This is a genomic window from Chengkuizengella sp. SCS-71B, from assembly GCF_040100845.1.
In the GTDB taxonomy this organism is placed as follows: domain Bacteria; phylum Bacillota; class Bacilli; order Paenibacillales; family KCTC-33759; genus Chengkuizengella.
Map to the genome: position 1 here is coordinate 303,268 of NZ_JAZHSH010000001.1, position 25,557 is coordinate 328,824.

Genomic DNA, 25,557 nt, shown 5'->3' on the forward strand with positions numbered 1-25,557 from the left:
AGGTGGTGAATACAAATGGCTTTAAGTCCTATTACTGAATTAATAAAGACAGAAACGAGTACCACTTTAAAAAAAACTGAATCTTCAAAGACATATAAGCTTGATTTTGATACAGGGGAAATAAAGGGGTATATTGATGGAATTGAAGCGGTTAAGCAATATGTACGCAAGGCACTCTCAACACCTCGATTTCGATACCTAATATACACTGATCAATACGGGAGTGAATTAGAGGATTTAATCGGTCAAAATGTTCCTCATGAGTTGGTGGATGCTGAAGTCCCTCGTTTGATAGAAGAAGCCATTTCTTATGACGATCGCATTCGAGCCGTACGTAATTTTAGCATTTCTCGAAAAGGAGATGCACTTTATGCCACTTTTGAAGTGGAAACGGTGGATGGAACAATAGAACAGGAGGTGAAAGTATAGTGGCGTATGAAACAGAAACTAAAGAAGTAATTTTGGAACGCATGCTTAGTAAATCACCCGCAACCATTGATCAACGTGAAGGTTCTATCACCTATGATCTACTCTCACCAGCTGCTATTGAACTTGCTCAATCCTATATTCAACTAGAATTGGCTTTAAAACACGGCTTTGCTGATACTACTTATGGCGAATATTTGGACATGCGTTGTAGAGAGATGGGAGTAGAGAGGCGATCTGAATTACATGCATCTGGCAGGGTTACCTTTACAAGTGACAATGAAATTACGATTCCAGAAGGTGTCCGTATTTCAACGGCGGTGACTGTTGATAGTGATCCTATCTATTTCGTGACAATTGAAGAAGGAGTCATTGGTCAGGAGAATTCATCTGTTGATATTGCTGTTAAAGCTGAAGAGGGTGGTACATTGGCAAATGTTGATGTCGGGGAAATTAGCCTTGTTTATGGAGAGTTGAGTGGAGTTGTTGAGGTTGCAAACTCTGAATCATTTGAAAATGGGGTAGATGAAGAAACGGATTCAGATTTATTGAACCGTTATTTAGAGCGTGTTCAAAATCCCTCAACAAGCGGGAATGCCAATCATTATTTAGAGTGGGCTAAAGAAATATCAGGGATCTCAGATGCAGTCGTTATTCCAGTTTGGAATGGCAATGGAACAGTAAAAGTGATTCTTCTCTCAACAGAAAAAACAGCTCCGGACGAAAGCATTATTACTAAAGTGAGGCAGTACATTGAATCGGTACGCCCAGTAGGGGCAGAAGTTACTATTGTTGGAGCACCTGAAGTTACTATTGCAATTGATGCTTCTATTGTATTAGATCAAGGGTATGATCTGGATCAAGTTTCGGAGCAAATTAGAGTATATGTAAGAGAGTACCTTGCTAGTTTAGCGTATCGTGATTCTTATGTTAGATACTCACAAATAGCTAGTACCATATTAGATATCGACGGAGTCTTAGATTACGTTGGACTAACTATTAATGGAGGTACGTCCAATGTCCATGTGCCTATTGAGGATGGGGAAGTGGCTGTTTTAGGTGAGGTGACGATCAGTGGAGGTTGATAGAGAGATAAAGCAGCAGATGTTAGATTATTTACCCAAATACTATCAAGAGTCTGTGATCGGGACAAATGTGATTTTACTTGAAGCTGAAGAAATAGAGGGATTAAATAAAGAAATTAATGAAGTTCTTCAACAATTCTTTATTGAGACAGCAACATGGGGATTAGATCATTGGGAGCGTATATGTGGATTAGCAACCGACCAGTCTAAATCATTCGAAGAGCGCAGATCCGTCGTCAAATCTAAACTACGTGGAATCGGAACCGTTACTGTGGGATTGATAAAAGAAGTAGCAGAATCATACGGGCATGGAGAAGTAGCAGTAGAAGAAATACCACAAGATTATAGAATTGTCATCACATTTATTGGAGAATTAGGTATACCAACAAATTTGGGAGATATTCAACAGGCATTAGCAGAGATCATACCTGCTCACCTTGGTATTAATTATGTCTTTACCTATATGACTTGGGACGACCTAGACTCATACGTGTTAACTTGGAATGAATTAGATAGCAAAAATGTAACATGGGATCAGTTTGAAACTTATAGAGAATAGAGGAGGCAGATTCACATCGAACGGTTAGAAGGAAGTGCCTATAGTCAACTCATCCAAATGTTCAGAATATTTGGATTTAATAAAGAGATTGATATTGAACTAGCTACGATTAAATCTATCAATCCTTTAAAACTGCAGGTAGATAATATGAAAATTATTCTTGAAGAAGAAGACTTAGTTGTAGCTGAACCTTTGCTTGAACACAAGAGAACATTACGCATACAAAGTCAAGACATGACATTAGATACAAAGGTAACTAGTCACGATATTGTAAGTACAAGTCCACATGGACCATGTGAGACTACTTTCACTCAATTAGCATTAGACGCAAAAGTAACTGGTGAATCTGTGGAGGTCACGATTGAATCACCACTTGAAGTTGGAGATCGAGTCATTGTTGCCTCGATTAGTAATAATCAAAAATACATTGTGCTGGATAAAGCAGCTGTATAAAGGAGGAAGTTGAGTATGCCAGACATAACACCAAACCTAGGCATCAATAAACCGTTGGGGAATGAAAACGTCTCTCGTGAATCTTTTAACGAGAATTGGGATATTATTGACGAGAATGCAGCCAAAAAAGACGAGCTAGATTCCCATGTAATAAATACGACACAGCACATTACAGCGAATGAACGCAGTGCTTGGGATGCTAAAGAAACACCCTCAGGTGCACAAGAGAAAGCAGATTTAGCTGAAGCAAATGCCAAGTCCTATACAGATCAGAAAGTATCTTCTATTCAACTAACTGCAGAAAATATTAGCATTAAAGATGAGGATGGGGATTTTTCATCTGAAAATGTGGAAGGAGCCCTCTCAGAGCTTTTTCAATCTGTCAGTGATGGAAAAACCACGCTAGCTGCCGCTATTACTGACATGGGACAAAGTGCAATTGGACATTATACCTTTGCACAATTGGCAGCAGCCATACGCAATATATCAGATGACGCTACAGCTTCAGTGGGAAATGTACTTACAGGAGCAACGTTTTATCAAGGTGGGGTAAAAAGAACAGGGACCATGCCCAATCGAGGAGTGATGACTTATACACCAAGTACATCCAATCAAACCATTCCAGAAGGATATCATAGTGGATCAGGACAAGTAGTAGGAGACGCAGACTTGAAAAGTGGGAATATCAAAAAAGGGGTTAGCATCTTTGGAGTGAATGGAGCTTCGGATGTAGTGGATACAGGAGATGCCACAGCAGTAAATGACAATCTCCTGCTTGGTACAACTGCTTATGTCAATGGTTCTAAAATTACTGGAAGGATGCCTACTCGAGGAGCGATGACTTATACACCAAGTACATCCAATCAAACCATTCCAGAAGGATATCATAGTGGGTCAGGATACGTAGCAGGGGATGCTGATCTAAAAAGTGGGAATATCAAAAAAGGGGTTAACATCTTTGGAGTAAGTGGAGCTTCGGATGTAGTAGATACAGGGGATGCTACAGCGGCAACATCTAATATATTAACTGGGAAAACAGCATATGTGAATGGATCTAAGATAACAGGAACCATGCCCAATCGAGGGAATTTGGTGGTAACTCCAAGTAGGTCGAATCAAAGCATTTCATCAGGATACCATAGTGGCTCGGGATATGTGGTAGGGGATGCTGATCTCACCTCAGCTAATATTAGAGCAGGTAAAAATATTTTTGGTGTTTCTGGATCATTTTCTAGTGATGCTACGGCTTTAGCAAGTGATATCGTGAGTGGAAAAACTGCATACGTCAATGGCAGCAAAGTTACAGGAACTTCTAATAGAAAACAATGGGCTTCAGGCACAGTGAACTTAAATATTGGTTATTCCACAACGGATAATGTATCGGTATCAAATCTACCATTTACTCCTACTATTCTGAAAATTGTTGGTTATTCAATTAGCATAGGTGGTTCATTAGAAAAAAGAGTAGATGGAGGAGATGCTGTTTATATTTCCAGCGAGCAATTTGTGCTCTCACAGGGATTGTATGTAAGAGAAATAAGGCTTGGGAATGGAGAAATAACACCTATATTCACTACATTGAATATAACCTCTTTTTATCCTACATCTAATGGTTTTTACTTTGCACATGAGGGAGCGGGTGAACCTGCATTTCTAAATATGCCCGTTCAATTTTCTTGGACGGCCATTGAATAGTATACAGTTAGTATATGGTTTCAATAGATAACCTGTAAATAAGGATGAGATGTATTACGTGTTTATATAAAGGAGGATGCAATCATGATTTTTATTAAATTAGGCGAAAAAATTGAAGAAAAGAAAGTTAGAGTCTCACTGATTCACTACATGCCCTTTGATGAAAAAGAGGGTCTTAGCGATAATGAAATTTCTCAAGGTGTTTTAGTAGAAAATCTTCCAGAAAAAGACAAAATACTTCTAGCCCAAGGATCAAAAGCATTATTATACTATAATCCAAATGACAAATCGTTGTTTTATGAATATGAACAAAATGGTGAAAACCTCAATGAAACAAAGCGAAGGTTTTCTTTTTTTTCAAAAAAATAGACGGAAATACAACAATACAACAACATACCTTACAATTATTTGATTGGATTGAATGAAAGGAGGGTTCATTTTGCCGGAATTAACACCTAATCTAGGAATCAAGAAACCTTTGGGCAATGAAAATGTCTCACGTCATTCTTTAAATGAGAACTGGGGCATTATCGATGAACAAGTTGCAACGAAAGATAATTTTCAATCTCATGCTTCAAATACAACAACACATATTACAGAAGCGGAGAGGAGCACGTGGAATGCTAAAGAAACAACAACAGGTGCACAAGCAAAAGCAGATACAGCAGAAGAGAGTGCGAGAAAATATACGGACTCTCAAGTATCAGCTATACAACTTACAGCTAATAACATCACAATTGATGATGTAAATGGACATTTTAATTCAGAAGACGTAGAAGGAGCTTTATCCGAACTTTTTCAATCTGTCAGTGATGGGAAAGAAGCGATCGCAACCGCTATTATTGACGTAGATAATACGAAAGATTCTAGTGGCAGTGATACTTTTTTTGAGTTATCCAATGATATTAAAACCATTAAAAAATCAATTGCCGTTCATCATGAAGAACAATTCCCAACGTTAATGTTTGATAGTCTTATCTGGTCTTATGATGGACATACGGATAGAGTACGGGGGATTAATGTGGATACAACTGGATATGTATACACAAGTGGTTACGATCAAACACTACACAAACTTACACCTGATGGTCGTCATATATGGACATATTCCGGTCATACTGACATTGTTAAGGCGATTGCTATTGATGATGATGGTTATGTATATTCAGGAGGCTTCGATAATACAATGCATAAGATTTCACCAAGCGGAAGTCAAATATGGATCTATGCAGAACATACATGGGTTGTAGATTGTATTGAATTCGATCAAGAAGGTTACATTTACACGGCGAGTTCTGATGGGACTATACACAAAGTAACCCCGAATGGAAGTCAGGTATGGACATACTCGCAAGATTTATTTCGAGTGAAAAGTCTCGCATTAGATACAGAAGGTTACATTTATGCGGGAGATTGGAATCAAAGTGTACAGAAGATTTCACCCAATGCAACCCAGATCTGGGTGTATACTGAGCATACGAGCCCTGTTTATGGTATCGATGTGGATGCAGAAGGTTATGTGTATAGTGGGAGTTGGGATAAAACTGTTCATAAGATTACCCCAAATGGAACAAAGGTATGGTCTTGGGGAGGAGCAGAAACTAATGGAACCATAGACAATATAAAAGTAGATCAGGATGGATATATTTATGCTGTTGGATTAGGAATTGAGACAGCCCCTACAGAATTGGTTCATAAGATATCACCAAATGGTACGAAGTTATGGTCTTACACTGGACATACAGAAGCAGTTTGGGCCATTGCAGTGGATGCAGATGGTTTTGTTTATACGGGAAGCGATGATCTTATGGTTCATAAAATTTCAGGTATGTATCGCGTTTCTATATAAGAGTACAAAGAAATTCTGAGATATACCAAATTACGAAATATATAAATTTATAATGAGGTGATGAAATGGATATGGATAATGAATTAATCACATTTTTTATGACACAAGGGCCGTTTGCAGGCCTTTTTGTTTGGCTTTTATATACAACAAAAAAAGAGGGGAAAGAGCGAGAGAATCGGCTTCATGCTCTACTTAATAAGTTCTCAGAAAAGTATGACTTAATAATAGACAAGATCGATAAACTTGAAAATAAGATGAAGGGTTAGTTGATGCGATTATGCCAAATGGATTATTTAAAGTTGCAATTGATGCGGGACATGGACCAGAAACAAAGGGGAAACGTTCTCCAGATGAAAGTTTAAGAGAATTCGAGTTTAATCGTGTGGTTGCAGGTTATGTTCAAGAAAGATTGCTTCAGTATGAGAGTATAGAAACGATCTTCACCCATGAACTTGATCGAGATGTTCCATTAAAGGAACGAACAAATGTAGCTAATGATTGGCGAGCAGACTTGTTTATCTCCATCCACGCCAATGCTTATCTGGGTGATTGGAATGAAGTCACTGGGATAGAAACATTTGTTTATAAATCCCTTCCAGCACAAGGTGTTAAACTTGCTAACCATGTACAAAATCAGTTGGTTCAATTAACAGGAAGAAAAGATCGTGGAGTGAAAGGAGCAAACTTTCATGTATTACGTGAGACGGAAATGACGGCAATTTTAGTTGAATGCGAGTTTATGACAAACGAACAATCTTGTAAGCTGTTAAAGTCTGATCGGTACCGACAATTATGTGCTGAGGGAATTGTTTACGGAATTGTAGAGACATATGGCCTTGAGTTAAAAGAAAAGAGTAGCTTTAGGGATGTGAGTAAACGGCACTGGAGTTACTCAGAAATTCAAGAAGTAGCTGATTTAGGGATTATGAACGGCTATACCGATGGAACATTTAAACCTTCCCAAACGCTGACTCGAGCGGAGTTGGCAGTCACTGCGTACAGAATTATTCACTATGTCAAAAACGATTTAAAATAGAATACAACCCTTTGTGTTTTGAGGAGTGGGCTTCCCATTCGGGAAATTCTGTAACCGTAATGGTGACTATGAGCCTTTTGTTGTTATCACACCCACTCTAACCTCTCTCTATCCCACGAACAAAAAAATCACTTTTAAGAATACCAGACTTAGAATGGATGGTTGCTACTTTTGATAGTTTCATTTTCTGTCTCCTTCATGTTTTTCAGATCCTATCTATCCGTTATTCACCCTTTTTATCAAAAACTAAACCCTCGTCTATACGTTTTTTCTATCTGCGCATAAGATGATTAAAGGAATAGAAATCCATAATACATGTCTCAAAATAAATAGACAATAAAAAAAGGAAAGGAAATGAAAATATGAATACACTTATCGTTCCAACTGAGTTCCCTACGATTCAAGAAGCGGTTAACTCGGCCAATCCAGGTGATACCATCGAGGTTCTTGTATCAGGTGGACCCTACGCTGGCACAACTGTCTCAACGAATGACCTTTTCCTCAAAGGTATAGGTAATCCTGTTGTAGAAGGTTCTAATAATGGTTTTTTTCTTAACGGCGTTTCAGGTGTCACGATTAAGGGTTTTACTATCCAAAATAGTGTTCATGGCATAAATTTATCGTCTAGTAACAACAACACGATTGAAAAAAATACCGTTCAAAATAATAGTGTTAGTGGTATAAGTTTATTGAATAGTGCCAACAACATGATTGAAAATAATATATCTCAAGAAAATAGTGTCGATGGTATAAATTTATCGTCTAGTAACAACAATATACTTGAAAAAAATACCGTTCAAAATAATAGTGTTCAGGGTATATGGTTATCGTCTAGTAACAACAACACAATTGAGAAAAATACCTTTCAAAATAATAGTATTCATGGTATAACTTTAGCGTCTAGTAACGACAATAGGATTGAGAAAAATACTGTTCAAAATAATAGTGTTAGTGGAGTCACTTTAGCTTCTAGTAACAACAACACGATTGAAAAAAATATCATTGAAAATAATGATCTTAATGGTATAACTTTAATGACTAGTAACGACAACTGGATTGAAAAAAATACCGTTCAGAATAATGATCTTAATGGTATAAATTTATTGATTGGCAACAACAACACGATTGAAGAAAATACCATTCAAAATAATGGTTCTGATGGGATAGGGTTAGAACGTTCAGACAACAATACACTTGAAAGAAATACCGTTCAGAATAATGTTTTTGACGGGATAGAATTAGAACGTTCAGACAACAATAGGCTTGAAAAAAATACCGTTCAGAATAATGTTTTTGACGGAATAGAATTAGAAGGTTCAGACAACAATGCACTTGAAAAAAATACCGTTCAGAATAATGTTTTTGACGGGATAGAATTAGAAGGTTCATTCAACAATACGCTTGAAAGAAATACCGTTCAAAATAATAGTGTTGATGGTATAGAATTATTAGGTTCATTCAACAATACGCTTGAAAAAAATACTGTTCAAAATAATGGGTTTGACGGGATAGAGGTAGAAGTCTCTCGCGACAATACGCTTGAAAAAAATACCGTTCAAAATAATGGTTCTGACGGAATAGAGTTAGAAGTCTCCCACGACAATACGCTTGAAAAAAATACCGTTCTAAATAATGGGTTTGACGGGATAGAGTTAGAAATTTCTCACGACAATGTACTTGAAAGAAATACCGTTCTAAATAATGGTTCTGATGGTATAGAATTAGAAGGTTCTGACAATAACACGCTTGAAAGAAACACGGTTTCAAACAATAAGGTTAACGGCATTGACGTAACATCAACTAGTGAACAAAATATCGTGATTAAAAATACTGCCCTCGATAATGATGATATAGATCTTGTCGTTGATCCAAATACGAACACCGTTGCAAACAATGTATGTAATACAAGCGATCCCGCTGGACAGTGTGAGAGTGGCTGTTAACGACTTCTCAATTGAATGATAGAGCTCATTATTAGATACTTAACAGCCGATTCTTAACCAAAGGGAACCGGCTGTTTTTTTGTCTAAATTGTGTTTAAATATTTCCACTATTTTTAAGTGAGTATTGCTTGATTGGACTTGGATTAGAAAATTCATAGTAAAAAACATTGATTTTACGTAAGCGTTCCTGCTCATTTTTCTCACGAATCCACTCTTCTTTAGCGGTTCGTTTCCTACGTACAGGAGGATTGCATTTCATATAATTGACATCCATCTCTTCAGCTAAAATCATATTATATTCGCGTTGTTGTCGTAAATGAAACTGCCAACTACTCATTATTGGGTACTCCTCACGTTGTACCTTATAAGGGTTAACATCAGATAATTCCTCATATAGAATTAAATCAGCCAATTGTTGTAGAAGATGAGGGCTTGAGGACTGAGATTTGCTAATTTCTAGATGGTTCTTCTCTATGATGGCCTCAATACATCGTATCCGCTCTTCTCTCAATTGAACTTCATAACATATTTGATTGAATGTAAAGCTCTTTCCTTCTTTAATACACTCTTTAAGCATGCCCACCTTCTTGTCCAATTCATCCGTAGTTGCTTTCAATGATATCGCCCTCCCATCCATGTTCACATGAATTATGATCTGAACATATCTTGATCACTATCTCGCTATATTTCCAATCCTTATATACTTGAGCGATCTTTGAAAGTGCAACTTGAAGATGAGAGCTTACTTGCTTTTGTGATATTCCAAGAATTTCACTTGCTTGTTGTTGAGGAAATTGTCTGTATCCATACACTAATATGAACGTTTGAGCTTGTCTTTTTGTTAGATTTGCTAGTTCAATCGCAGTGTTTAAATCTAGTAAAATGTCGCTTGCTTTTGTATCTCCTTTATACCGTCGATTAGAAATAATGAATCGATCTTTTAATAATTTTCTGACACCTTTAATATCATCTAGCGCATAACTGACTCTAAAATGTTTGTTATGATTCTTTTCTTCTATCTCTTTCATTGATTGTATTGTCATTTTTCTCATTTTCCCTCCCATGTTATTGCAATATTTTGGTATATATACCGAACACTGATCATTACGATATGCATTGCTATCAATAACTAAAAAAGCAGCGATGCATAAAGAGGGCTGTTTGTGCCGAGTATACATTTTTTAACAGAGGCAACACCAGTGGGAATGAGTCATTTAATAAAAATAGGAACATTTGTTCTTATTATAATTGCTTTATTTTATTTAGTCAACCATAAAATTGAAATATATGGTAAAGAATATCTTTGCTATTAAATTCAAATCATGAGCTATTTCTTTTTTTTACTTCATAATAATCTAAATACCAATCTACAAAATGACTGATTCCTTCTTCAATTGTAGTTTTTGGTTTGTAGTCTACATCCTTAATTAACATACCTACGTCTGCATAGTTTCAGATTTGTTGATAAGTGAAATTTTCATGAGTCCTATGAATCCAGCGCAGTCTGTAACCAATACTTGCTTTTGTTTGGTCAATGGAATGAAAAAAATAGAACATATATTTGTTGTTAACAGTTTGTGGATAAATTGTGGATAAGTTTGTAGTTTTCCACAGGTTCAGCTTACCACCTTTTGTTTTTATTAAAAGAAACTAAAAAAACATCATAAATCTCTTTCTGTGTTCATATAGTTAACTAATCAAATTGAAATAGTACAAGCTTATTGAAATTATTAGGAGGGTTTTATTATGGAAATGGAATTAATGGTTCTCTTTTTTACTATAGTAGGGGTGTTTATTATTTATTCTCTAAATCATTTAAAGACTTTGGATGAGAACGATGGAAGTTACACCGTTAATGAATTCTATAAACCCTTTGATATACAAAAGGAATACGAACGAGTGAAAAATGAACAAGCTCCGATTACAGCACCAGTGGTTCGCATTAAACCTGCTTTGAGTTCAACTGCACCAAGACAGGAATGGACAAAAAAAGAATTCATCACACCTCACAAGGAAAAAGCAGCTATTAACTTCAAAAATCATAAGACTCAAATACCAGAGAAATTATCGCAGGAAGCTGCCGTTTTAGAACATTTAAATTCCTTATCGAATGAGGATTTTCAAGAAGTGATCCTTGCTTTATGTGAAAAGGTTTTAAATATAAAAAGTTCCTTTAAAGAATGCATGTCACCTCTAAAAACATCCTTCTTATTTTCTGGTGTTATGAATATCAATGGTTTAATCCCATTGCAAATGGACTATATTGCAGAGGTTAGAAAATCAGAAGCATCAACACCTGTTGAAATGAAACACATTAATCGAATTTTAACCAAATTAAATAGAGGTCAAATGGGTCTATATATTACTACATCTTATTTTACAGTTTCTGCACAAAAAGAAATAAAAAACAGTTGCTCCTCTTTAAAGCTTATATCTGGTTTAGATCTAGTAAAATGTTTAAAGGAGCATCAATTGATTGAAGGAAACAAAATAAAATCCTCATGGCTAGATGAAATTTGCAATAAGAATAATGAAAAGTTGAGCGCATGAATAAAAAAACCTTTAACTCCTCACTATAAGGAGTGAAAGTACTAAAAAAAGTATTGGAGGTTTTTCCATGCCAAGTGAAAACACGAGTAAACAAAGGCAAAATCCAATCTCCCAAGCCCAAAACTCAGCGCAAAGAGCAGAAAATGCTGTTGAACAAGCACAGACACATCCTAACCAAACTACATTCCAACAAGCGGAGCATGCCATCAACAGAGCAGAACATGCACTCGATCAAGCTAAAGGTAGTGAAAATCAAGAGCCAGCAGATAGAATAGAGGAACGATTAAATCAACAAATTAAAAACCTGAAAGAAGTTGAAAATCAAACTCATTATGGAAGGTAATTTTTAAAAAAATTATTTAAAGCTGGATAGAATGAAGACGAGACTAATGAGAACAGCATCTATCTCATTAGTCTTTATTTTTATCAGAAAAGAACATAACTTGTCATATTATGAAGTATTAGTTACGGTTTTTCTCTCAGCAGGTTCACCATTTGTTGAATTTCTATGCTTTGACTTTGCTGTATCGTCATCTTGGTCATTGCCTTGTTGTTTTTGTTTGGCTCTATTGTTTGTATTTCTAGACAAATGAACTCACTTCCCTTATTAAAATTATACTACATGTGTATCTTTTGATATTTGTTAAAATGTTATGCATACATGCTTATCTCTTAGTAACAAAAACAATAATTTTGTCGATTGGTGTTTCAAATTAAATAAATTCAAGCTATAATTATAAATATTGGTTATTTCTTCCTTGATTTATGAAACGTGAAAGGAGGGGTGATGATATTTGCAGCTGAAAACAAAACTATCCATTATTTTTTCTACAACTGTTATTTTGATTCTGTTGTTAAATAATACGTTTAATTATTTCTCTACTCGAGAGATTTTACGTGAAGAAAAAGAGCATGAGATGGTATTGTTGGCTAATCGGTTAGCTACTTTTCTTGAATTTTCAGAAAACGCTTTCTATATTAATGTACCGGATTATTTGCTAAAGATGAATTATGCAAACAATAAAAGTATATTAGAAATTTCTGGATTTGCTCCGAATACAAATAAAGAAGTGCCTGTATTCGCTCAAAACAATCAATCTCAATCCATTAATGATTTTATACAATTAGAAAAGTATGATTATCATGCAGATACAGATGTGGATTTCATTACACAAGCACTAGATACAGGTCTAACTATGAGTTATATTTCAACTTTACAAGAGCAAAAAGTAATGAAAATATTCACCCCAATAGAGATGGATAAACCGTATGTTATTGGCATTGTATTTGATTATAGTGATATACAGAAAGTTTTAAATAACCAATTGTGTTTTACCCTCTTGATTTTAATGTCAGCCATTGGAATTATTATCTTCGTTAGTTATATTTTAGCTGGATTTATCGTAGACCCCCTGCAGAAAATTCTACTAAATTTAAATGACATTAATAACGGGAAGTATGGAGTTCAAGTAGAAGTAAATCGAAAAGATGAACTTGGTTTATTGAGTGAAAGAGTGAATCTATTATCTTTGAATTTAAAAAAGTTTCAGCAATCGGAAGAAATGTTAGTTAAATCGGAAAAGTTATCTGTTGTAGGTCAGTTAGCTGCTGGAGTGGCTCATGAAATTCGAAATCCTCTTACTTCCTTAATTGGATTTTTAAACTTAATTAAACATGGTAAGGAAATGAACAAGGAAGTTTTAGAGGTTATGACTTCAGAACTTCACAGGATCGAATTGATTTTAAGTGAGTTGTTAGTACTGGCTAAACCGCAAGAGATAACATATAAACATAAAAACATACATAACATATTTAAGGATGTACTGACGTTAATTGAAATACAAGCCACACAAAATAATGTGAAACTGCAATTGGACATAGAAGAAAAAGTTCCATTTATTGATTGTGATGAAAACCAATTGAAACAAGTGTTCATTAATTTATTAAAAAATGCGATTGAAGCCATGCCATCTGGAGGAAATATCATTATTGTAGTTAACATGAACGAAGATAACAAAGTATTGATTAGCATTCAGGATGATGGGTGTGGGATGAATGAGGAAGAAGTGTGTAAGTTAGGCGAACCTTTCTTTACTAATAAGGAAGAAGGAACAGGTTTAGGGTTTATGTTAAGTGAAAAGATGATACATAACCATAAAGGAACTATTCATATTCATAGTATTAAAAATGTAGGTACTAGTGTGGATATAATTTTACCTTTAACACAAGATTCGAATACATAATCGTCAAGAATCGTTCATTGCTTCGTTGTAAGCATTCATGTTAAGATATTGAAAGATACACTAGGGGAGCCGATCGGCTGAGATAGAATAATTATTCTGGACCCTTTGTACCTGATCTGGGTTATTCCAGCGTAGGGAAGTGAAGATGAGATGTCATATTTTAAACTAAAACATCAATCCACTCTTTACGTACGAAGGAGTGGTTTTTTTATGTCTCAACGTGAACTGCATGTGATTTCGAATGGGAAAGCTTCATTACAACGTTTTGCTGATATTGCGGGGCAGATACATCCCTATGTAACAGCTTTCCATATTCGAGAAAAGCAAAAAAGCGCAAAAGAGCTTATGTTAGGTATATCATTTTTAAAAGACAAAGGTGTCCCGCTTTCAAAAATCGTGATTAATGACCGAGTGGATGTAGCCGTAATAAGTCGTGTATCAGGGGTTCACCTAGCTTGTCATAGCCTGGATGCTGAATTAGTAAAACAAACCTTTCCGAATCTTAGAGTAGGATGTTCTGTACATTCTTTAGAAGAGGCATTGTCTATAGAGGAAAAATATGTGGATTATGTCTTTTACGGTCATGTATATGAGACTGCTTCAAAACCAGGATTGCCCGGAAGAGGTTTGAATGAACTAGATACCCTTATACAAAAGCTAGAAATTCCTGTTATAGCAATAGGCGGAATAAAACCTTCTAACATTCAAGAGGTTATGACTACAGGGGCTTCAGGTATTGCAGTCATGTCAGGGTTGTTGGAAGCGGAAGATCCTCTTAAGGAAGCAATAACATATCGACAACTACTAAAGTGATTCGAATGGAGAGGAAAAACATGGTGAATCATTACGATGCAATTGTGGTAGGGGGAGGAGTCATTGGGAGCTCTGTTGCCTACAGCTTAGCAAAACGAGGTTTGAATGTCATCATTTTAGAAAAAGAAAGACTAGCGTCACAAGCATCACAAGCCGCAGCAGGTATGTTAGCTGCACAAGCTGAAATGACAGAAGCAGGACCTTTATTTGAACTCTCTAGAAAAAGCAGAAATATGTTCCCAAGTTTAGCTGATGAGCTCAAGGAGCAGAGTGGAATTGATATAATATTAACAAATAAAGGCATGTTTAAGATCGCAGTAACAGAGCAGCAAGTGAACGAGTACAAGCAAATGATTTCTTTTCAACGAGAAGCTGGGGAACAGGTAGAATGGTACACTGGAGATGAATTGCGTGATAAGGAGCCAGCTTTATCTAAATTAGTGTTAGGTGGTTTATATCTTCCAAACGATGGTCATGTGTCAGCACCAGAGTTATCTCTTGCATTTGCAAAATCAGCTGCAAAGCTTGGAGTAACGATACAAGAATATACCGAAGTATTTTCCTTTATATTAGAAAATGGTAGAGTCAAAGGTGTGAAAACAGAACAAGGAGAACTACAGAGTGAAAATGTGATTGTAACTACTGGAGCATGGAGCCGGCGATTGTTGCGAGAAACTGGAATTGAATCTTCTGATTATCCAGTAAAAGGGGAATGTTTTTCTGTCATATTTCAAAAACCTATACTTGAATCGACAATCTTTTCACATGGTTGTTACCTTGTCCCCAAAGAAGGTGGCAGACTCATTGTTGGTGCGACCATGAAGGAAAATACATTTGATCGAAAGGTTACGGTTGATGGCATTGCTAGTTTATTAGATAAAGCAAAAAGATTATTGCCAAACATCGTACACGCGGAATGGGAGAAAACATGGGCAGGGATTCGACCTCAAACAGCAGATAGTATACCTTACTTAGGTGAACACCCAGAATGGCAAGGACTATTTATAGCGACAGGTCATTATCGTAATGGTATTCTCCTTAGTCCTATCACTGGAGAAATTATCGCGGACCTAGTCGAAAAGAAACCATACAATGATGTGGATTTAACTCCGTTTTGTGTTCATCGTCCTTTATTATAATTAGACTACAGAGGTTAGCTTCATTTTTTGGGTAAATTAAAGAGGTGATATATTTGAAACTTCATATTAATGGAGAAAATGTTGAAGTGCCAGGCTCAATTCATTCCGTTACCGAGTTGTTAGCATATTTTCAACTGCAAGATAAAGTTGTGATTGTAGAATTAAATCAAGATATTTTGGAAAAAGAAAACCATGCACAAACTAATATTTCAAATGGTGATCGTATTGAAATTGTACATTTTGTAGGAGGCGGTTAATTTGTTAAACATAGGACCTTATTCATTCCATTCTAGACTAATGTTAGGAACAGGGAAATATCCTGATTTTGATATTCAAAAACAAGCGGTAGACGTATCTGAAACTGAAATTTTAACGTTTTCTGTAAGAAGAATGAACATCTTTGAACCAAGTCAGCCCAATTTTTTAGAGAGAATTGAAGTAGAGAAATTCAAGCTTCTACCGAACACAGCAGGTGCATCCACTGCGGAAGAGGCTGTACGTATTGCAAAACTTGCTAAAGCGTCTGGTTTATGTGACATGATTAAAGTAGAAGTGATTGGTGATCCTAAAACATTATTACCTGATCCAGTGGAAACGCTAAAAGCAACAGAAGAGTTATTAGCTGAAGGTTTTATTGTTTTACCTTATACATCTGATGATGTGTTACTTGCAAAAAGATTACAAGACTTGGGAGTACATGCCATAATGCCAGGTGCATCACCGATTGGTTCAGGTCAAGGGATCATTAACCCATTGAATTTAAGTTTCATTATTGAGCAAGCAACAGTTCCAGTTATTGTAGATGCAGGGATTGGGACACCATCGGATGCAGCGATTGCGATGGAAATGGGAGCAGATGGGGTTCTATTAAACACAGCAGTATCTGGGTCAAAAGATCCAGTGAAGATGGCACAGGCAATGAAGTTAGGCATTGAAGCAGGCCGTTTAGGGTTCGAAGCGGGACGTATCCCGAAAAAACGATATGCAACAGCCAGTAGTCCAACGGAAGGGTTGAGTACCGTTTGAGTGATCGATATTCAAGACAAACCTTATTTACTCCCATTGGAGAAAAGGGACAGGAACTGATATCTCAAAAACATGTGTTGTTAATCGGAGCGGGTGCTTTAGGTACAGGTAATGCCGAAGCTTTAGTGAGAGCAGGTATTGGTAAACTTACCATTGTTGACCGTGATTACGTGGAGTGGAGCAACTTACAAAGACAGCAGTTATACCGCGAAGCGGATGCAACAAACCGAATGCCAAAAGCTATCGCTGCGGAAAAACGACTGAAAGAAATAAACTCCGAGGTGAACATCGTTGCTCATGTAATGGATGTGACAACAGAGGAAATCGAACAACTTGTAGAAGGTGTTGACCTCATCTTAGATGCTACAGATAATTTTGATACCCGTTTATTAGTGAACGATATTTCTCAAAAACACCAAATTCCTTGGATTTATGGAGCTTGTGTAGGCAGTTATGGCTTGTCCTATACAATATTTCCCGGGAAAACGCCTTGTCTGAATTGTTTGTTAGAGACAGTGCCCCTTGGTGGAGCAACCTGTGATACGGTAGGGGTCATTAGTCCTGCGGTTCAAATGGTAGTGGCTTATCAGGTGACAGAAGCGTTAAAAGTTTTAGTTGAGGATGAGGAAGCTTTAAGGAACAAACTTGTATCGTTTGATCTTTGGAAAAACCAGCATACAGCGATTAATGTAAACAAAGCGAAAAAGGACTCTTGTAAATCGTGTGGATCAGATCCGACTTATCCATACTTGTCTGCTGGAAGTCATACAAAAACAGCTGTTTTATGTGGTAGAAATACCGTGCAAATTCGTCCTCCAGAACCGAAAAAACTCAATTTAGATCAGTTAGCCGAAACGTTGAAAAAGCAAGGTGGGGAGATAGATTTAAATCCTTTTCTTTTAAACTTTAAGATAGGTGAACATCGAATGGTGATATTCCAGGATGGGCGTGTGCTTGTGCATGGGACGAAGGATATTACTGAGGCTAAGAATTTGTATCATCGGTATTTGGGATAATAATGGAAAAAAATTTAGAGGGCTCCTGCTTTGGAGTCTTTTTTCTGAATAAACCCAAGAAGATAAGAAAATTTAGACTGCTAAACCAATGTAAAATACTCTCATTCCTTCCACTTGCAAAGTTCGCAAAAGTCAGTCATAAGAGTATTTTACATTTCAAGCTAAGAAGTATATTATTGTTATTTCTTTGAAGTTATGAATCGATTGATAGATAACCAACTAGCACATATTTTGAATTAAATTGACAAACTTCGTTAGTCACAAGGAAGTGGCTAAGATTTATCGAGATACATTAATATGAAGTGGAAGGAATAAGAGCAAATCACTTTACATGAATATGCTGCACATTTTAATTGTTTTACATTTTTTAAAGTTTGAGAGGAGAACAAACAATGAAACCAATCAAAGTTTTAACCATAGCAGGTTCAGACAGTGGTGGTGGAGCAGGCATCCAAGCCGATTTAAAAACTTTTCAAGAGCTTGAGGTATTTGGCATGTCAGCCATTACTGCGATTACTGCTCAAAATACATTAGGAGTACAAGGTGTGTATCCTTCTTCACTTGAAGCGATAGCTAATCAAATTGATTCTATTGGAACGGACATGGGAGCCGATGCGATAAAAACAGGGATGTTGTTCAATAGTGAGGTGATTGAGCTTGTTTGCGAGAAAATCAAACAATATGAATGGGATAATGTTGTTGTTGACCCAGTGATGATTGCTAAAGGTGGAGCATCTCTTTTACAAGAAGAAGCAGTAAAAACAATGAGGGAGAAATTAATACCTTTAAGTAAAGTTATTACTCCTAATATGCCAGAAGCGGAAGCATTAACAGGAAAAAAGATTCATTCCTTAGAAGATCGAAAAGAAGTTGCAAAAATGCTGCATGATTTAGGTGCTGTGAATGTTGTGATTAAAGGTGGACATGATACAAATTCAGATGAAGTGATAGATCTTTTATTTGACGGAACAGAGTTTACAACTTATCAAAGTAAAAGGATTAATACAAATAATACACATGGAACAGGATGCACATTCGCTGCGGCAGTCGCTAGTGAATTAGCAAAAGGAAGTTCAATAAAAGAAGCTGTAGGAAACGCTAAGAAATTTGTAAATGTATCTATAGAAAATGCTATGCAAATTGGAAGTGGTCATGGGCCGTTAAACCATGCTGCGCATCGCACTGTAGGTGAATTGAGTAATGGCTAGTAGCTTTCAAAATATTTCACCAGAATCAATGAAATCACATTTAAAACTATATTTTGTTATGGGTAGTGTGAATTGCTTAAAACATCCTGTAGAAGTTTTGTCCGAAGCCATAAAAGGTGGCATTACAATGTTTCAGTATCGTGAAAAAGGAAACGGTGCCTTACAGGGAGAGGAAAAGCTTCAATTAGGAAAAAAACTGCAATCTTTATGTAAACAAAATGATATTCCTTTTATCGTAAATGATGATATAAATCTTGCACTAGAATTAGATGCGGATGGGATACATATCGGTCAAGAGGATGGCGATATATCGAAGACTAGAAAATTAATAGGGACGAAAATATTAGGGGTTTCAACCCATGATTTATTTGAAGCAACAGAAGCAGTGGGTCTAGGCGCAAATTATATAGGGGTTGGTCCAATGTATGAAACAACAACAAAATTGGATACAAATGAAGTCGCAGGTCCGGACATGATTCGACAACTAAGACAAAACAATATAGAGATCCCCATTGTTGGCATAGGGGGAATCAATCAAAATAATATAAAATCCGTCATAAAAGCAGGGGCGGACGGAGTTGCTTTAATCTCTGCTATTAGCTCTTTAAACCACCCTAGAGAAGCATCGAGCAAATTAATCGAGACGATCAATGATTCTTACACTAATGAATGATACCCGTATATTCTAGCTATTTTTACAATATTCACCATGTTATCTCGTGAGTGAATATTTATTAAAATTTTGACGAATTATGCTATAATACATTTATTCAAACCGCTGTAGGGTTATTATCAGGAGGAAAGTAAGTAATGGAAGAATCGATTAGCTTAAAGGAAATATATGAGATTGTTAAAAAAAAATTGTGGTTGATTTTAGCGATTACTGTGATAGCAATACTTATCAGTGCAGTAGTTAGTTTATTTATATTAACACCGATCTATCAGTCATCTACCCAGATTTTGGTGAACAATGCGAAGTCAGATAATAATGCAATTGATATTAACGATATTCGTACAAATACAGAATTAATTAATACATATAGTGTTATTATAAAAAGTCCAGCAATTTTAGATATTGTAATAGAAGAACTTGAATTAGAGCGATCGTCTGCGGCTTTAAAGAAACAAATTAATGTTAAACCTGAGAATAACTCACAAGTCGTCTCCATCGTAGTTGAAGATGAAGATCCAGTATTAGCAGTTAATATAGCAAATACGATTTCCAACGTATTTAAAACAAGAATTATAGAATTAATGAATAACAACGTAGACAATGTAAGTATATTAGCAGAAGCTAAAGTTTCTGAAAATCCATCACCGATAAAACCAAATCCAACTTTAAACTTAGCAATTGCGATTATCATTGGATTAATGACAGGTGTTGGGTTGGCATTTTTATTAGAGTATTTAGACAATACTGTGAAAACAGAACAGGATATCGAGAAGTTACTGGAGCTACCTGTATTAGGTTCTATTAGTCAAATTAGTGAACACGAAGAAAAAACATCTGCTTTTAGTCAGAAAAATCGACCAGTTGGGGGTGTCACGATTGAGTCGTAAAAAGCAAAAACAAACCAATCAACGTAGCTTAGTAACATTAACAAATCCTAAATCACCTATCTCAGAACAATATCGTACGATTCGCACAAATATTCAATTTGCTGCTGTAGATCAAAACATCAAATCGATAGTGGTGACTTCTTCAACTCCAGCAGAAGGAAAATCTACAACAACAGCCAATTTAGCGATTGTATTTGCTCAGCAAGGCAAACGTGTATTGTTAGTCGATGCAGATCTTCGTAAACCTACGATGCATTACACCTTTCAATTATTTAATACCTTTGGTTTGACTAATGTTTTAGCAAGCCAAGCTGCTATAAATGGGGTGATGAGTGAAACAGAAATTGAACATCTGTCTGTTATTACAAGCGGACCCATCCCTCCTAACCCTGCCGAAATGTTAGGGTCTAATGCAATGAGACAATTTGTAGAAGAAGCCAAAAAAAAATTTGACATTGTCCTGTTTGACAGTCCTCCTGTTTTAGCTGTCACAGACGCACAAATATTAGGTGATTTATGTGATGGTGTCATATTAGTTGTAGAAAGTGGAGGAACAGAAGTCGAGGCTGCATTGAAATCAAAAGAGCGATTATTACAAGCGAACACGAAAATATTAGGTACGGTATTAAACCAGAAGAAAACATCGAAAAAACAAGATTATTACTCATATTATGGAAGTTAATATAATACAATTTATTAGTTTTAATTAATAGGTGTTTAATTTACTTTTGAGCACCTATTAATTTTTTTTTACTTGATTTCACAGAGACTTCACAAAAGAAATCTAATATGAACATGTATTTAGGAAAATAAATTTTAAATCTAGTAAAAGAGTATTCTAAAAAAATATTATATAATATTAATGAATTAGGAAAAAAGAACTATTTTCTATTCTCATTTTTAGAAAAACATGCTAAAATAGGACGGTATATTATCTTTTTCGACAATTTCTTTTGATTAAAACACACTATTTATTTCCATAATTATAATTTTCTAGGTTTAGGATGGTGAAAAAATGATAGATTTACATAGTCATATCTTACCTGGAGTAGATGATGGGGCGAAAGACCTAGAAGAAAGTATGCAGCTTGCTAGGGAAGCGGTAAAACAAGGAATCACCAAAATTATTGCTACTCCGCATCATCGAAATGGATCTTACTACAATTCCAAAGATGAAATTTTAAAAGCAGTAGAGCGTGTAAATGAAGAATTGTTTTTAGAAAATATACAACTAGAAGTATACCCTGGGCAAGAAACACGTATTTACGGAGAAATGGTTCATGATATTGAGCAGGGTGAGCTATTATCATTAAATAATGATCATAAATACATATTTGTGGAGCTTCCCTCGAATCACGTTCCACGTTACACAAATCAGCTACTATTTGAACTGCAGTTAAATGGGTTAAAACCAATTATTGTCCATCCTGAAAGAAATCAAGAATTAACTGAACACCCTGAAGCGTTATATGAGTTAGTGAAAAATGGAGCATTAACACAAGTCACAGCAGCAAGTGTGGTTGGAAAGTTCGGAAAAAAAATTCAGAAATTTACAAATCAACTAATTGAACATCATCAGACTCACTTTGTTGCATCTGATGTACATCATGTGACACGAAGAGGATTCCATCTAAAAGAAGCTTACGAATACATAGACCAAGAATTTGGAAGCAACTGGCGAGATTTACTTTTCAAAAATCCTCAAAGATTAATAGAAGGAAAGATGATTCATTATGAAGAACCGCAACGAATCAAAAGAAAAAAGATATTTGGTATTTTTTAAACTCTTTTCTTTTTTAGGTTAAAGTTATACATCTGGAATATTTTACTGGTATTCAATTAATAAAAAATAATGTAAGTTGGTATTACAAAGTTAATGCTTACTATCACTATCAAATGATAAAATTTCTGGCTATAGATTTTTATGGGAGAGAATCTAGAGTTAGGAGTTTTATTACTTACTTGCTCTTTTCTTTTGGTTTTTGTAATGAAGTATTTTTAATTTTTTAAAATGACCAAGTTGGACTTTTTGCTGACATAATAAATGTTTAATATGATGGTGTAAGATACATAATACATTAAATCTTAAGGAGGAAAAAGTAATGAGTTCCGTGATAAAAGTTTCAAAGTATGAAACCTACAATGGGTTTCCACGTAATTATTTGAAAGATACATAGAGTTAGGAGATGGGTTATGAGTATAAAAAAAGTAAAAAAAGCAATCATTCCTGCTGCAGGATTGGGTACTCGTTTTTTACCTGCAACGAAAGCAATGCCAAAAGAGATGTTGCCGATTGTAGATAAACCTACAATTCAGTATATCGTTGAAGAAGCTGTAGCTTCAGGTATCGAAGATATCATGATTGTTACGGGAAAAGGGAAACGAGCGATAGAAGATCATTTTGATCATGCGTTTGAATTAGAGCAAAATTTGAAGGAAAAGGGGAAAGACGACCTACTTGAAAAAGTACAACAATCTTCAAATCTAGCAAACATACATTACATAAGACAAAAAGAACCTAAGGGATTAGGACATGCCATCTGGTGTGCACGTACATTTATTGGGGATGAACCTTTTGCGGTTTTATTAGGAGACGATATTGTTCAATCTGATGTTCCTTGTTTAGGGCAGTTAATTCATGAATATGAAAAAACTTTAGCTCCGATGATTGGTGTTCAGCAGGTGCCAGATGAAGAAACACATCGATATGGAATAGTTGATCCAATGGAACAAGTAGGTAGACGGTATCAAGTTAGTAGTTTTATAGAAAAACCTGATCAAGGAGCAGCTCCTTCTAATTTGGCAATTATGGGACGATATATTCTTACGCCTGAGATTTTTATGTTTTTAGAAGAACAAAATATTGGAACAGGTGGAGAGATTCAATTAACGGATGCTATTTCTAAATTAAATGAAATTCAGCGAGTTTTTGCCTATGATTTTGAAGGAAAACGATATGACGTTGGGGAGAAACTAGGATTTATTCAAACGACGATTGAATTTGCAATGCAGGATGATGAATTAAAATCCAAACTTATCTCTTTTATGGAAAAAATCCAAAATAAAAATGAAGTTAATATTTAAAAAATATATAGATAAGGGAGGTTCGTTTGTGACGTACCGAAAACGACTATTACTCCTGATTTTATTAGATTCGTTGTGTGTGTTCACGGCTATTTATTTTAGTCATTTTATATTAAGTACGAAATATTATCTCACACCTTTTCTACTTATTAGTTCACTGACCTTGTTAATCGTTCATCATATGTTAGCAGCTTATTACAAGCTTTACAAAAGAGTATGGGAATATGCAAGTATCGGGGAATTAGTTACAATCTACAAATCTGTTACCTATTCTATTTTGATCACTGCACTTGTGCAACTGGTTTTTTACCAAGATATATACATTAGAGCGCTTGTCATTACTTGGATGTTTCATATGATGTTTATAGGTGGGTCAAGGTTTGTATGGCGATTATATCGAGATTCGTATTTAAAGGTGAAAAATCGGGGAGAGAGAACACTAATTATTGGTGCAGGTGCTGCTGGTACAATGATTGCTCGGCAATTAAAAAATAACTCAGGTTCAAAACTATACCCTGTAGCTTTTATCGATGATGAATGTCAAAAACAACAGATGGAAATCATGGGCATACCTGTAATTGGTGGAGTGAAAGATATAGAAAAGTCAGTGATTGATTTTGATATTAAAAACATTGTCATAGCTATACCTTCTCTTAACAAAAAAAAATTAAATAAAATTGTACAGGAATGTAGTAAAACAAATGTCAGAACTCAAATCCTTCCTATGATTGAAGATTTGGTTTTAGGAAAAGTTTCGGTTAATGACTTTAGGGATGTAAGAATAGAAGATTTACTTGGAAGAGAACCAGTGAAACTGGATGATAGAAATCTATTAGAAACGATTCAAAATCAAACGATACTAGTAACGGGTGCTGGCGGTTCGATAGGTTCAGAGATTTGTCGTCAAGTTTCAAAATATAAACCAAGTAAAATCGTATTGCTTGGCCATGGTGAAAATAGTATTTACATAATAGAACAAGAATTATTAAATACATACAATGAAATCAATTTCGTGACTGAAATTGCAGACGTTCAAGATAAAGATAAAATGTTTGCTGTGTTATCAAAACATAAACCAAGTATTGTGTATCATGCTGCTGCACACAAACATGTCCCATTAATGGAACGCAATCCTGAAGAAGCTGTGAAAAACAATGTCATAGGAACAAAAAATGTTGCGGAAGCTGCTGATCATGCAAAAGTAAAAACATTTGTCATGGTTTCAACAGATAAAGCAGTGAATCCAACAAGTGTGATGGGAGCAACAAAACGGATAGCAGAAATGGTTGTACAGCATATGGATGCAATCAGCAACACTCGATTTGTAGCTGTTCGATTTGGAAATGTCCTTGGAAGTCGTGGAAGTGTCATTCCTTTATTTAAAAAACAAATTCAAGCAGGTGGTCCTGTTACGGTTACACATCCAGATATGGAACGATATTTTATGACAATTCCAGAGGCTTCTAGGCTTGTCATTCAAGCAGGTGCACTGGCTAGAGGTGGAGAGATCTTTGTTTTAGATATGGGTGATCCGGTAAAAATAGTAGATTTGGCTAAAAACTTAATAAAATTATCTGGATATTCTGTAGAGGACATAGGAATTGTGTACTCAGGGATTCGTCCAGGTGAGAAATTGTTTGAAGAGTTGTTGAATGAAAATGAAGTGCATCATAAACAAGTTTTTCCTAAGATTCATATTGGTAAAGCTACATTTATTGAAGGAAAATTCTTGCATGTTTTGTTCAATGAGTTTGAGAATTTGTCAGTGGATGAATTGAGGGTTACATTGTTAGATATTGCTGGTGGTCGGATGAAAGAAGAGAAGATGGTTGTTAATCAGTAAATGGATAAATTAGATTCATGATGTTTAGA

Annotated in this window: 28 protein-coding genes and 1 riboswitch; of the genes, 25 read left to right on the forward strand and 3 right to left on the reverse strand. The window is 35.6% G+C overall.

Annotation, left to right across the window (positions count from 1 at the left end; translation table 11 throughout):
* The first annotated feature begins 15 nt into the window (after positions 1–15).
* The 10 genes from VQL36_RS01460 (at position 16) to VQL36_RS01505 (ending at position 9,046) form a co-directional block, all read left to right on the forward strand.
* Positions 16–429: a DUF2634 domain-containing protein gene (locus VQL36_RS01460; protein ID WP_349247608.1), complete on the forward strand. Its 414-nt coding sequence runs from the start codon at positions 16–18 to the stop codon at positions 427–429.
* Positions 429–1,511 carry a baseplate J/gp47 family protein gene (locus VQL36_RS01465; protein ID WP_349247609.1) on the forward strand — a complete coding sequence of 361 codons (1,083 nt, stop codon included), beginning with the start codon at positions 429–431 and terminating at the stop codon, positions 1,509–1,511. The genes VQL36_RS01460 and VQL36_RS01465 overlap by 1 nt, the downstream gene beginning before the upstream one ends.
* On the forward strand, positions 1,501–2,070 hold the full coding sequence (locus VQL36_RS01470; protein WP_349247610.1) for a YmfQ family protein: 570 nt from the start codon (positions 1,501–1,503) through the stop codon (positions 2,068–2,070). Before VQL36_RS01465 ends, VQL36_RS01470 begins: the two co-directional genes overlap by 11 nt.
* 57 nt (positions 2,071–2,127) lie before the next feature.
* A complete protein-coding gene (locus VQL36_RS01475; protein ID WP_349247611.1) occupies positions 2,128–2,523 on the forward strand; it encodes a DUF2577 domain-containing protein in 396 nt (131 codons plus the stop codon).
* A gap of 15 nt (positions 2,524–2,538) precedes the next feature.
* Positions 2,539–4,218, forward strand: coding sequence for a hypothetical protein (locus VQL36_RS01480; RefSeq protein WP_349247612.1), 1,680 nt, complete (start codon positions 2,539–2,541; stop codon positions 4,216–4,218).
* A gap of 84 nt (positions 4,219–4,302) precedes the next feature.
* On the forward strand, positions 4,303–4,587 hold the full coding sequence (locus VQL36_RS01485; RefSeq protein WP_349247613.1) for a hypothetical protein: 285 nt from the start codon (positions 4,303–4,305) through the stop codon (positions 4,585–4,587).
* Positions 4,588–4,657: 70 nt separating this feature from the next.
* Positions 4,658–6,067, forward strand: a complete 1,410-nt coding sequence (locus VQL36_RS01490) for a WD40 repeat domain-containing protein (RefSeq protein WP_349247614.1) — start codon at positions 4,658–4,660, stop codon at positions 6,065–6,067.
* A 71-nt stretch (positions 6,068–6,138) separates the two neighbouring features.
* On the forward strand, positions 6,139–6,333 hold the full coding sequence (locus VQL36_RS01495; RefSeq protein ID WP_349251095.1) for a BhlA/UviB family holin-like peptide: 195 nt from the start codon (positions 6,139–6,141) through the stop codon (positions 6,331–6,333).
* An 11-nt stretch (positions 6,334–6,344) separates the two neighbouring features.
* Entirely contained in the window at positions 6,345–7,103 is a 759-nt protein-coding gene (locus VQL36_RS01500) for an N-acetylmuramoyl-L-alanine amidase (protein WP_349247615.1), read from the forward strand.
* A gap of 362 nt (positions 7,104–7,465) precedes the next feature.
* Complete coding sequence (locus VQL36_RS01505) at positions 7,466–9,046, forward strand: nitrous oxide reductase family maturation protein NosD (RefSeq protein WP_349247616.1); 1,581 nt, start codon at positions 7,466–7,468, stop codon at positions 9,044–9,046.
* 94 nt (positions 9,047–9,140) lie between these two features.
* Here VQL36_RS01505 and VQL36_RS01510 read toward each other — a convergent pair whose 3' ends face one another.
* Positions 9,141–9,662, reverse strand: a complete 522-nt coding sequence (locus VQL36_RS01510; RefSeq protein ID WP_349247617.1) for a hypothetical protein — start codon at positions 9,660–9,662, stop codon at positions 9,141–9,143.
* Positions 9,643–10,089 (reverse strand): RNA polymerase sigma factor, encoded by a 447-nt coding sequence (locus VQL36_RS01515; protein WP_349247618.1) that lies wholly within the window; start codon positions 10,087–10,089, stop codon positions 9,643–9,645. The genes VQL36_RS01510 and VQL36_RS01515 overlap by 20 nt, the downstream gene beginning before the upstream one ends.
* Before the next feature lie 703 nt (positions 10,090–10,792).
* Here VQL36_RS01515 and VQL36_RS01520 point away from each other — a divergent pair.
* On the forward strand, positions 10,793–11,596 hold the full coding sequence (locus VQL36_RS01520; protein WP_349247619.1) for a hypothetical protein: 804 nt from the start codon (positions 10,793–10,795) through the stop codon (positions 11,594–11,596).
* Between the two features lie 67 nt (positions 11,597–11,663).
* On the forward strand, positions 11,664–11,939 hold the full coding sequence (locus VQL36_RS01525) for a hypothetical protein (RefSeq protein ID WP_160646103.1): 276 nt from the start codon (positions 11,664–11,666) through the stop codon (positions 11,937–11,939).
* 108 nt (positions 11,940–12,047) lie between these two features.
* On the opposite strand, the gene VQL36_RS01530 is transcribed toward VQL36_RS01525, so the two are convergent.
* Entirely contained in the window at positions 12,048–12,185 is a 138-nt protein-coding gene (locus VQL36_RS01530; protein ID WP_349247620.1) for a hypothetical protein, read from the reverse strand.
* A gap of 205 nt (positions 12,186–12,390) precedes the next feature.
* Here VQL36_RS01530 and VQL36_RS01535 point away from each other — a divergent pair, with 205 nt between their 5' ends.
* From VQL36_RS01535 to VQL36_RS01595, 13 genes are all read left to right on the forward strand, one after another.
* Positions 12,391–13,839 (forward strand): ATP-binding protein, encoded by a 1,449-nt coding sequence (locus VQL36_RS01535; protein ID WP_349247621.1) that lies wholly within the window; start codon positions 12,391–12,393, stop codon positions 13,837–13,839.
* A gap of 52 nt (positions 13,840–13,891) precedes the next feature.
* Positions 13,892–13,994, forward strand: a riboswitch (TPP riboswitch).
* A 55-nt stretch (positions 13,995–14,049) separates the two neighbouring features.
* A complete protein-coding gene (tenI, locus tag VQL36_RS01540) occupies positions 14,050–14,652 on the forward strand; it encodes a thiazole tautomerase TenI (protein WP_349247622.1) in 603 nt (200 codons plus the stop codon).
* A 20-nt stretch (positions 14,653–14,672) separates the two neighbouring features.
* Entirely contained in the window at positions 14,673–15,791 is a 1,119-nt protein-coding gene (gene thiO, locus VQL36_RS01545) for a glycine oxidase ThiO (RefSeq protein WP_349247623.1), read from the forward strand.
* Between the two features lie 53 nt (positions 15,792–15,844).
* Positions 15,845–16,048 (forward strand): sulfur carrier protein ThiS, encoded by a 204-nt coding sequence (gene thiS, locus VQL36_RS01550; protein ID WP_349247624.1) that lies wholly within the window; start codon positions 15,845–15,847, stop codon positions 16,046–16,048.
* 1 nt (position 16,049) lies between these two features.
* Complete coding sequence (locus tag VQL36_RS01555) at positions 16,050–16,817, forward strand: thiazole synthase (RefSeq protein WP_349247625.1); 768 nt, start codon at positions 16,050–16,052, stop codon at positions 16,815–16,817.
* On the forward strand, positions 16,814–17,833 hold the full coding sequence (locus VQL36_RS01560; RefSeq protein ID WP_349247626.1) for a thiazole biosynthesis adenylyltransferase ThiF: 1,020 nt from the start codon (positions 16,814–16,816) through the stop codon (positions 17,831–17,833). The genes VQL36_RS01555 and VQL36_RS01560 overlap by 4 nt, the downstream gene beginning before the upstream one ends.
* Positions 17,834–18,225: 392 nt before the next feature.
* On the forward strand, positions 18,226–19,041 hold the full coding sequence (gene thiD / locus VQL36_RS01565) for a bifunctional hydroxymethylpyrimidine kinase/phosphomethylpyrimidine kinase (protein ID WP_349247627.1): 816 nt from the start codon (positions 18,226–18,228) through the stop codon (positions 19,039–19,041).
* Positions 19,034–19,714: a thiamine phosphate synthase gene (gene thiE, locus VQL36_RS01570; RefSeq protein WP_349247628.1), complete on the forward strand. Its 681-nt coding sequence runs from the start codon at positions 19,034–19,036 to the stop codon at positions 19,712–19,714. Before thiD ends, thiE begins: the two co-directional genes overlap by 8 nt.
* A gap of 137 nt (positions 19,715–19,851) precedes the next feature.
* Entirely contained in the window at positions 19,852–20,601 is a 750-nt protein-coding gene (locus VQL36_RS01575) for a YveK family protein (protein WP_349247629.1), read from the forward strand.
* Positions 20,591–21,283 carry a CpsD/CapB family tyrosine-protein kinase gene (locus VQL36_RS01580; protein ID WP_413789464.1) on the forward strand — a complete coding sequence of 231 codons (693 nt, stop codon included), beginning with the start codon at positions 20,591–20,593 and terminating at the stop codon, positions 21,281–21,283. Before VQL36_RS01575 ends, VQL36_RS01580 begins: the two co-directional genes overlap by 11 nt.
* A 333-nt stretch (positions 21,284–21,616) precedes the next feature.
* Positions 21,617–22,384: a tyrosine-protein phosphatase gene (locus tag VQL36_RS01585; protein WP_349247631.1), complete on the forward strand. Its 768-nt coding sequence runs from the start codon at positions 21,617–21,619 to the stop codon at positions 22,382–22,384.
* A 416-nt stretch (positions 22,385–22,800) separates the two neighbouring features.
* Positions 22,801–23,685: a UTP--glucose-1-phosphate uridylyltransferase GalU gene (gene galU, locus VQL36_RS01590; protein WP_349251096.1), complete on the forward strand. Its 885-nt coding sequence runs from the start codon at positions 22,801–22,803 to the stop codon at positions 23,683–23,685.
* 28 nt (positions 23,686–23,713) lie between these two features.
* Positions 23,714–25,528, forward strand: coding sequence for a nucleoside-diphosphate sugar epimerase/dehydratase (locus VQL36_RS01595; protein ID WP_349247632.1), 1,815 nt, complete (start codon positions 23,714–23,716; stop codon positions 25,526–25,528).
* Positions 25,529–25,557: the final 29 nt, after the last annotated feature.

Excerpts from the sequence above, each read along its gene's own strand:
- VQL36_RS01485 (WP_349247613.1), top strand. The coding sequence starts at position 4,303 with ATGATTTTTATTAAATTAGGCGAAAAAATTGAAGAAAAGAAAGTTAGA.
- VQL36_RS01500 (WP_349247615.1), top strand. The coding sequence starts at position 6,345 with ATGCCAAATGGATTATTTAAAGTTGCAATTGATGCGGGACATGGACCA.
- VQL36_RS01575 (WP_349247629.1), top strand. The coding sequence starts at position 19,852 with ATGGAAGAATCGATTAGCTTAAAGGAAATATATGAGATTGTTAAAAAA.
- VQL36_RS01520 (WP_349247619.1), top strand. The coding sequence starts at position 10,793 with ATGGAAATGGAATTAATGGTTCTCTTTTTTACTATAGTAGGGGTGTTT.
- VQL36_RS01515 (WP_349247618.1), bottom strand. The coding sequence starts at position 10,089 with ATGACAATACAATCAATGAAAGAGATAGAAGAAAAGAATCATAACAAA.
- tenI (WP_349247622.1), top strand. The coding sequence starts at position 14,050 with ATGTCTCAACGTGAACTGCATGTGATTTCGAATGGGAAAGCTTCATTA.
- VQL36_RS01585 (WP_349247631.1), top strand. The coding sequence starts at position 21,617 with ATGATAGATTTACATAGTCATATCTTACCTGGAGTAGATGATGGGGCG.
- thiD (WP_349247627.1), top strand. The coding sequence starts at position 18,226 with ATGAAACCAATCAAAGTTTTAACCATAGCAGGTTCAGACAGTGGTGGT.
- VQL36_RS01525 (WP_160646103.1), top strand. The coding sequence starts at position 11,664 with ATGCCAAGTGAAAACACGAGTAAACAAAGGCAAAATCCAATCTCCCAA.
- VQL36_RS01460 (WP_349247608.1), top strand. The coding sequence starts at position 16 with ATGGCTTTAAGTCCTATTACTGAATTAATAAAGACAGAAACGAGTACC.
- thiO (WP_349247623.1), top strand. The coding sequence starts at position 14,673 with ATGGTGAATCATTACGATGCAATTGTGGTAGGGGGAGGAGTCATTGGG.
- VQL36_RS01475 (WP_349247611.1), top strand. The coding sequence starts at position 2,128 with ATGTTCAGAATATTTGGATTTAATAAAGAGATTGATATTGAACTAGCT.
- thiE (WP_349247628.1), top strand. The coding sequence starts at position 19,034 with ATGGCTAGTAGCTTTCAAAATATTTCACCAGAATCAATGAAATCACAT.
- VQL36_RS01480 (WP_349247612.1), top strand. The coding sequence starts at position 2,539 with ATGCCAGACATAACACCAAACCTAGGCATCAATAAACCGTTGGGGAAT.
- VQL36_RS01505 (WP_349247616.1), top strand. The coding sequence starts at position 7,466 with ATGAATACACTTATCGTTCCAACTGAGTTCCCTACGATTCAAGAAGCG.
- VQL36_RS01495 (WP_349251095.1), top strand. The coding sequence starts at position 6,139 with ATGGATAATGAATTAATCACATTTTTTATGACACAAGGGCCGTTTGCA.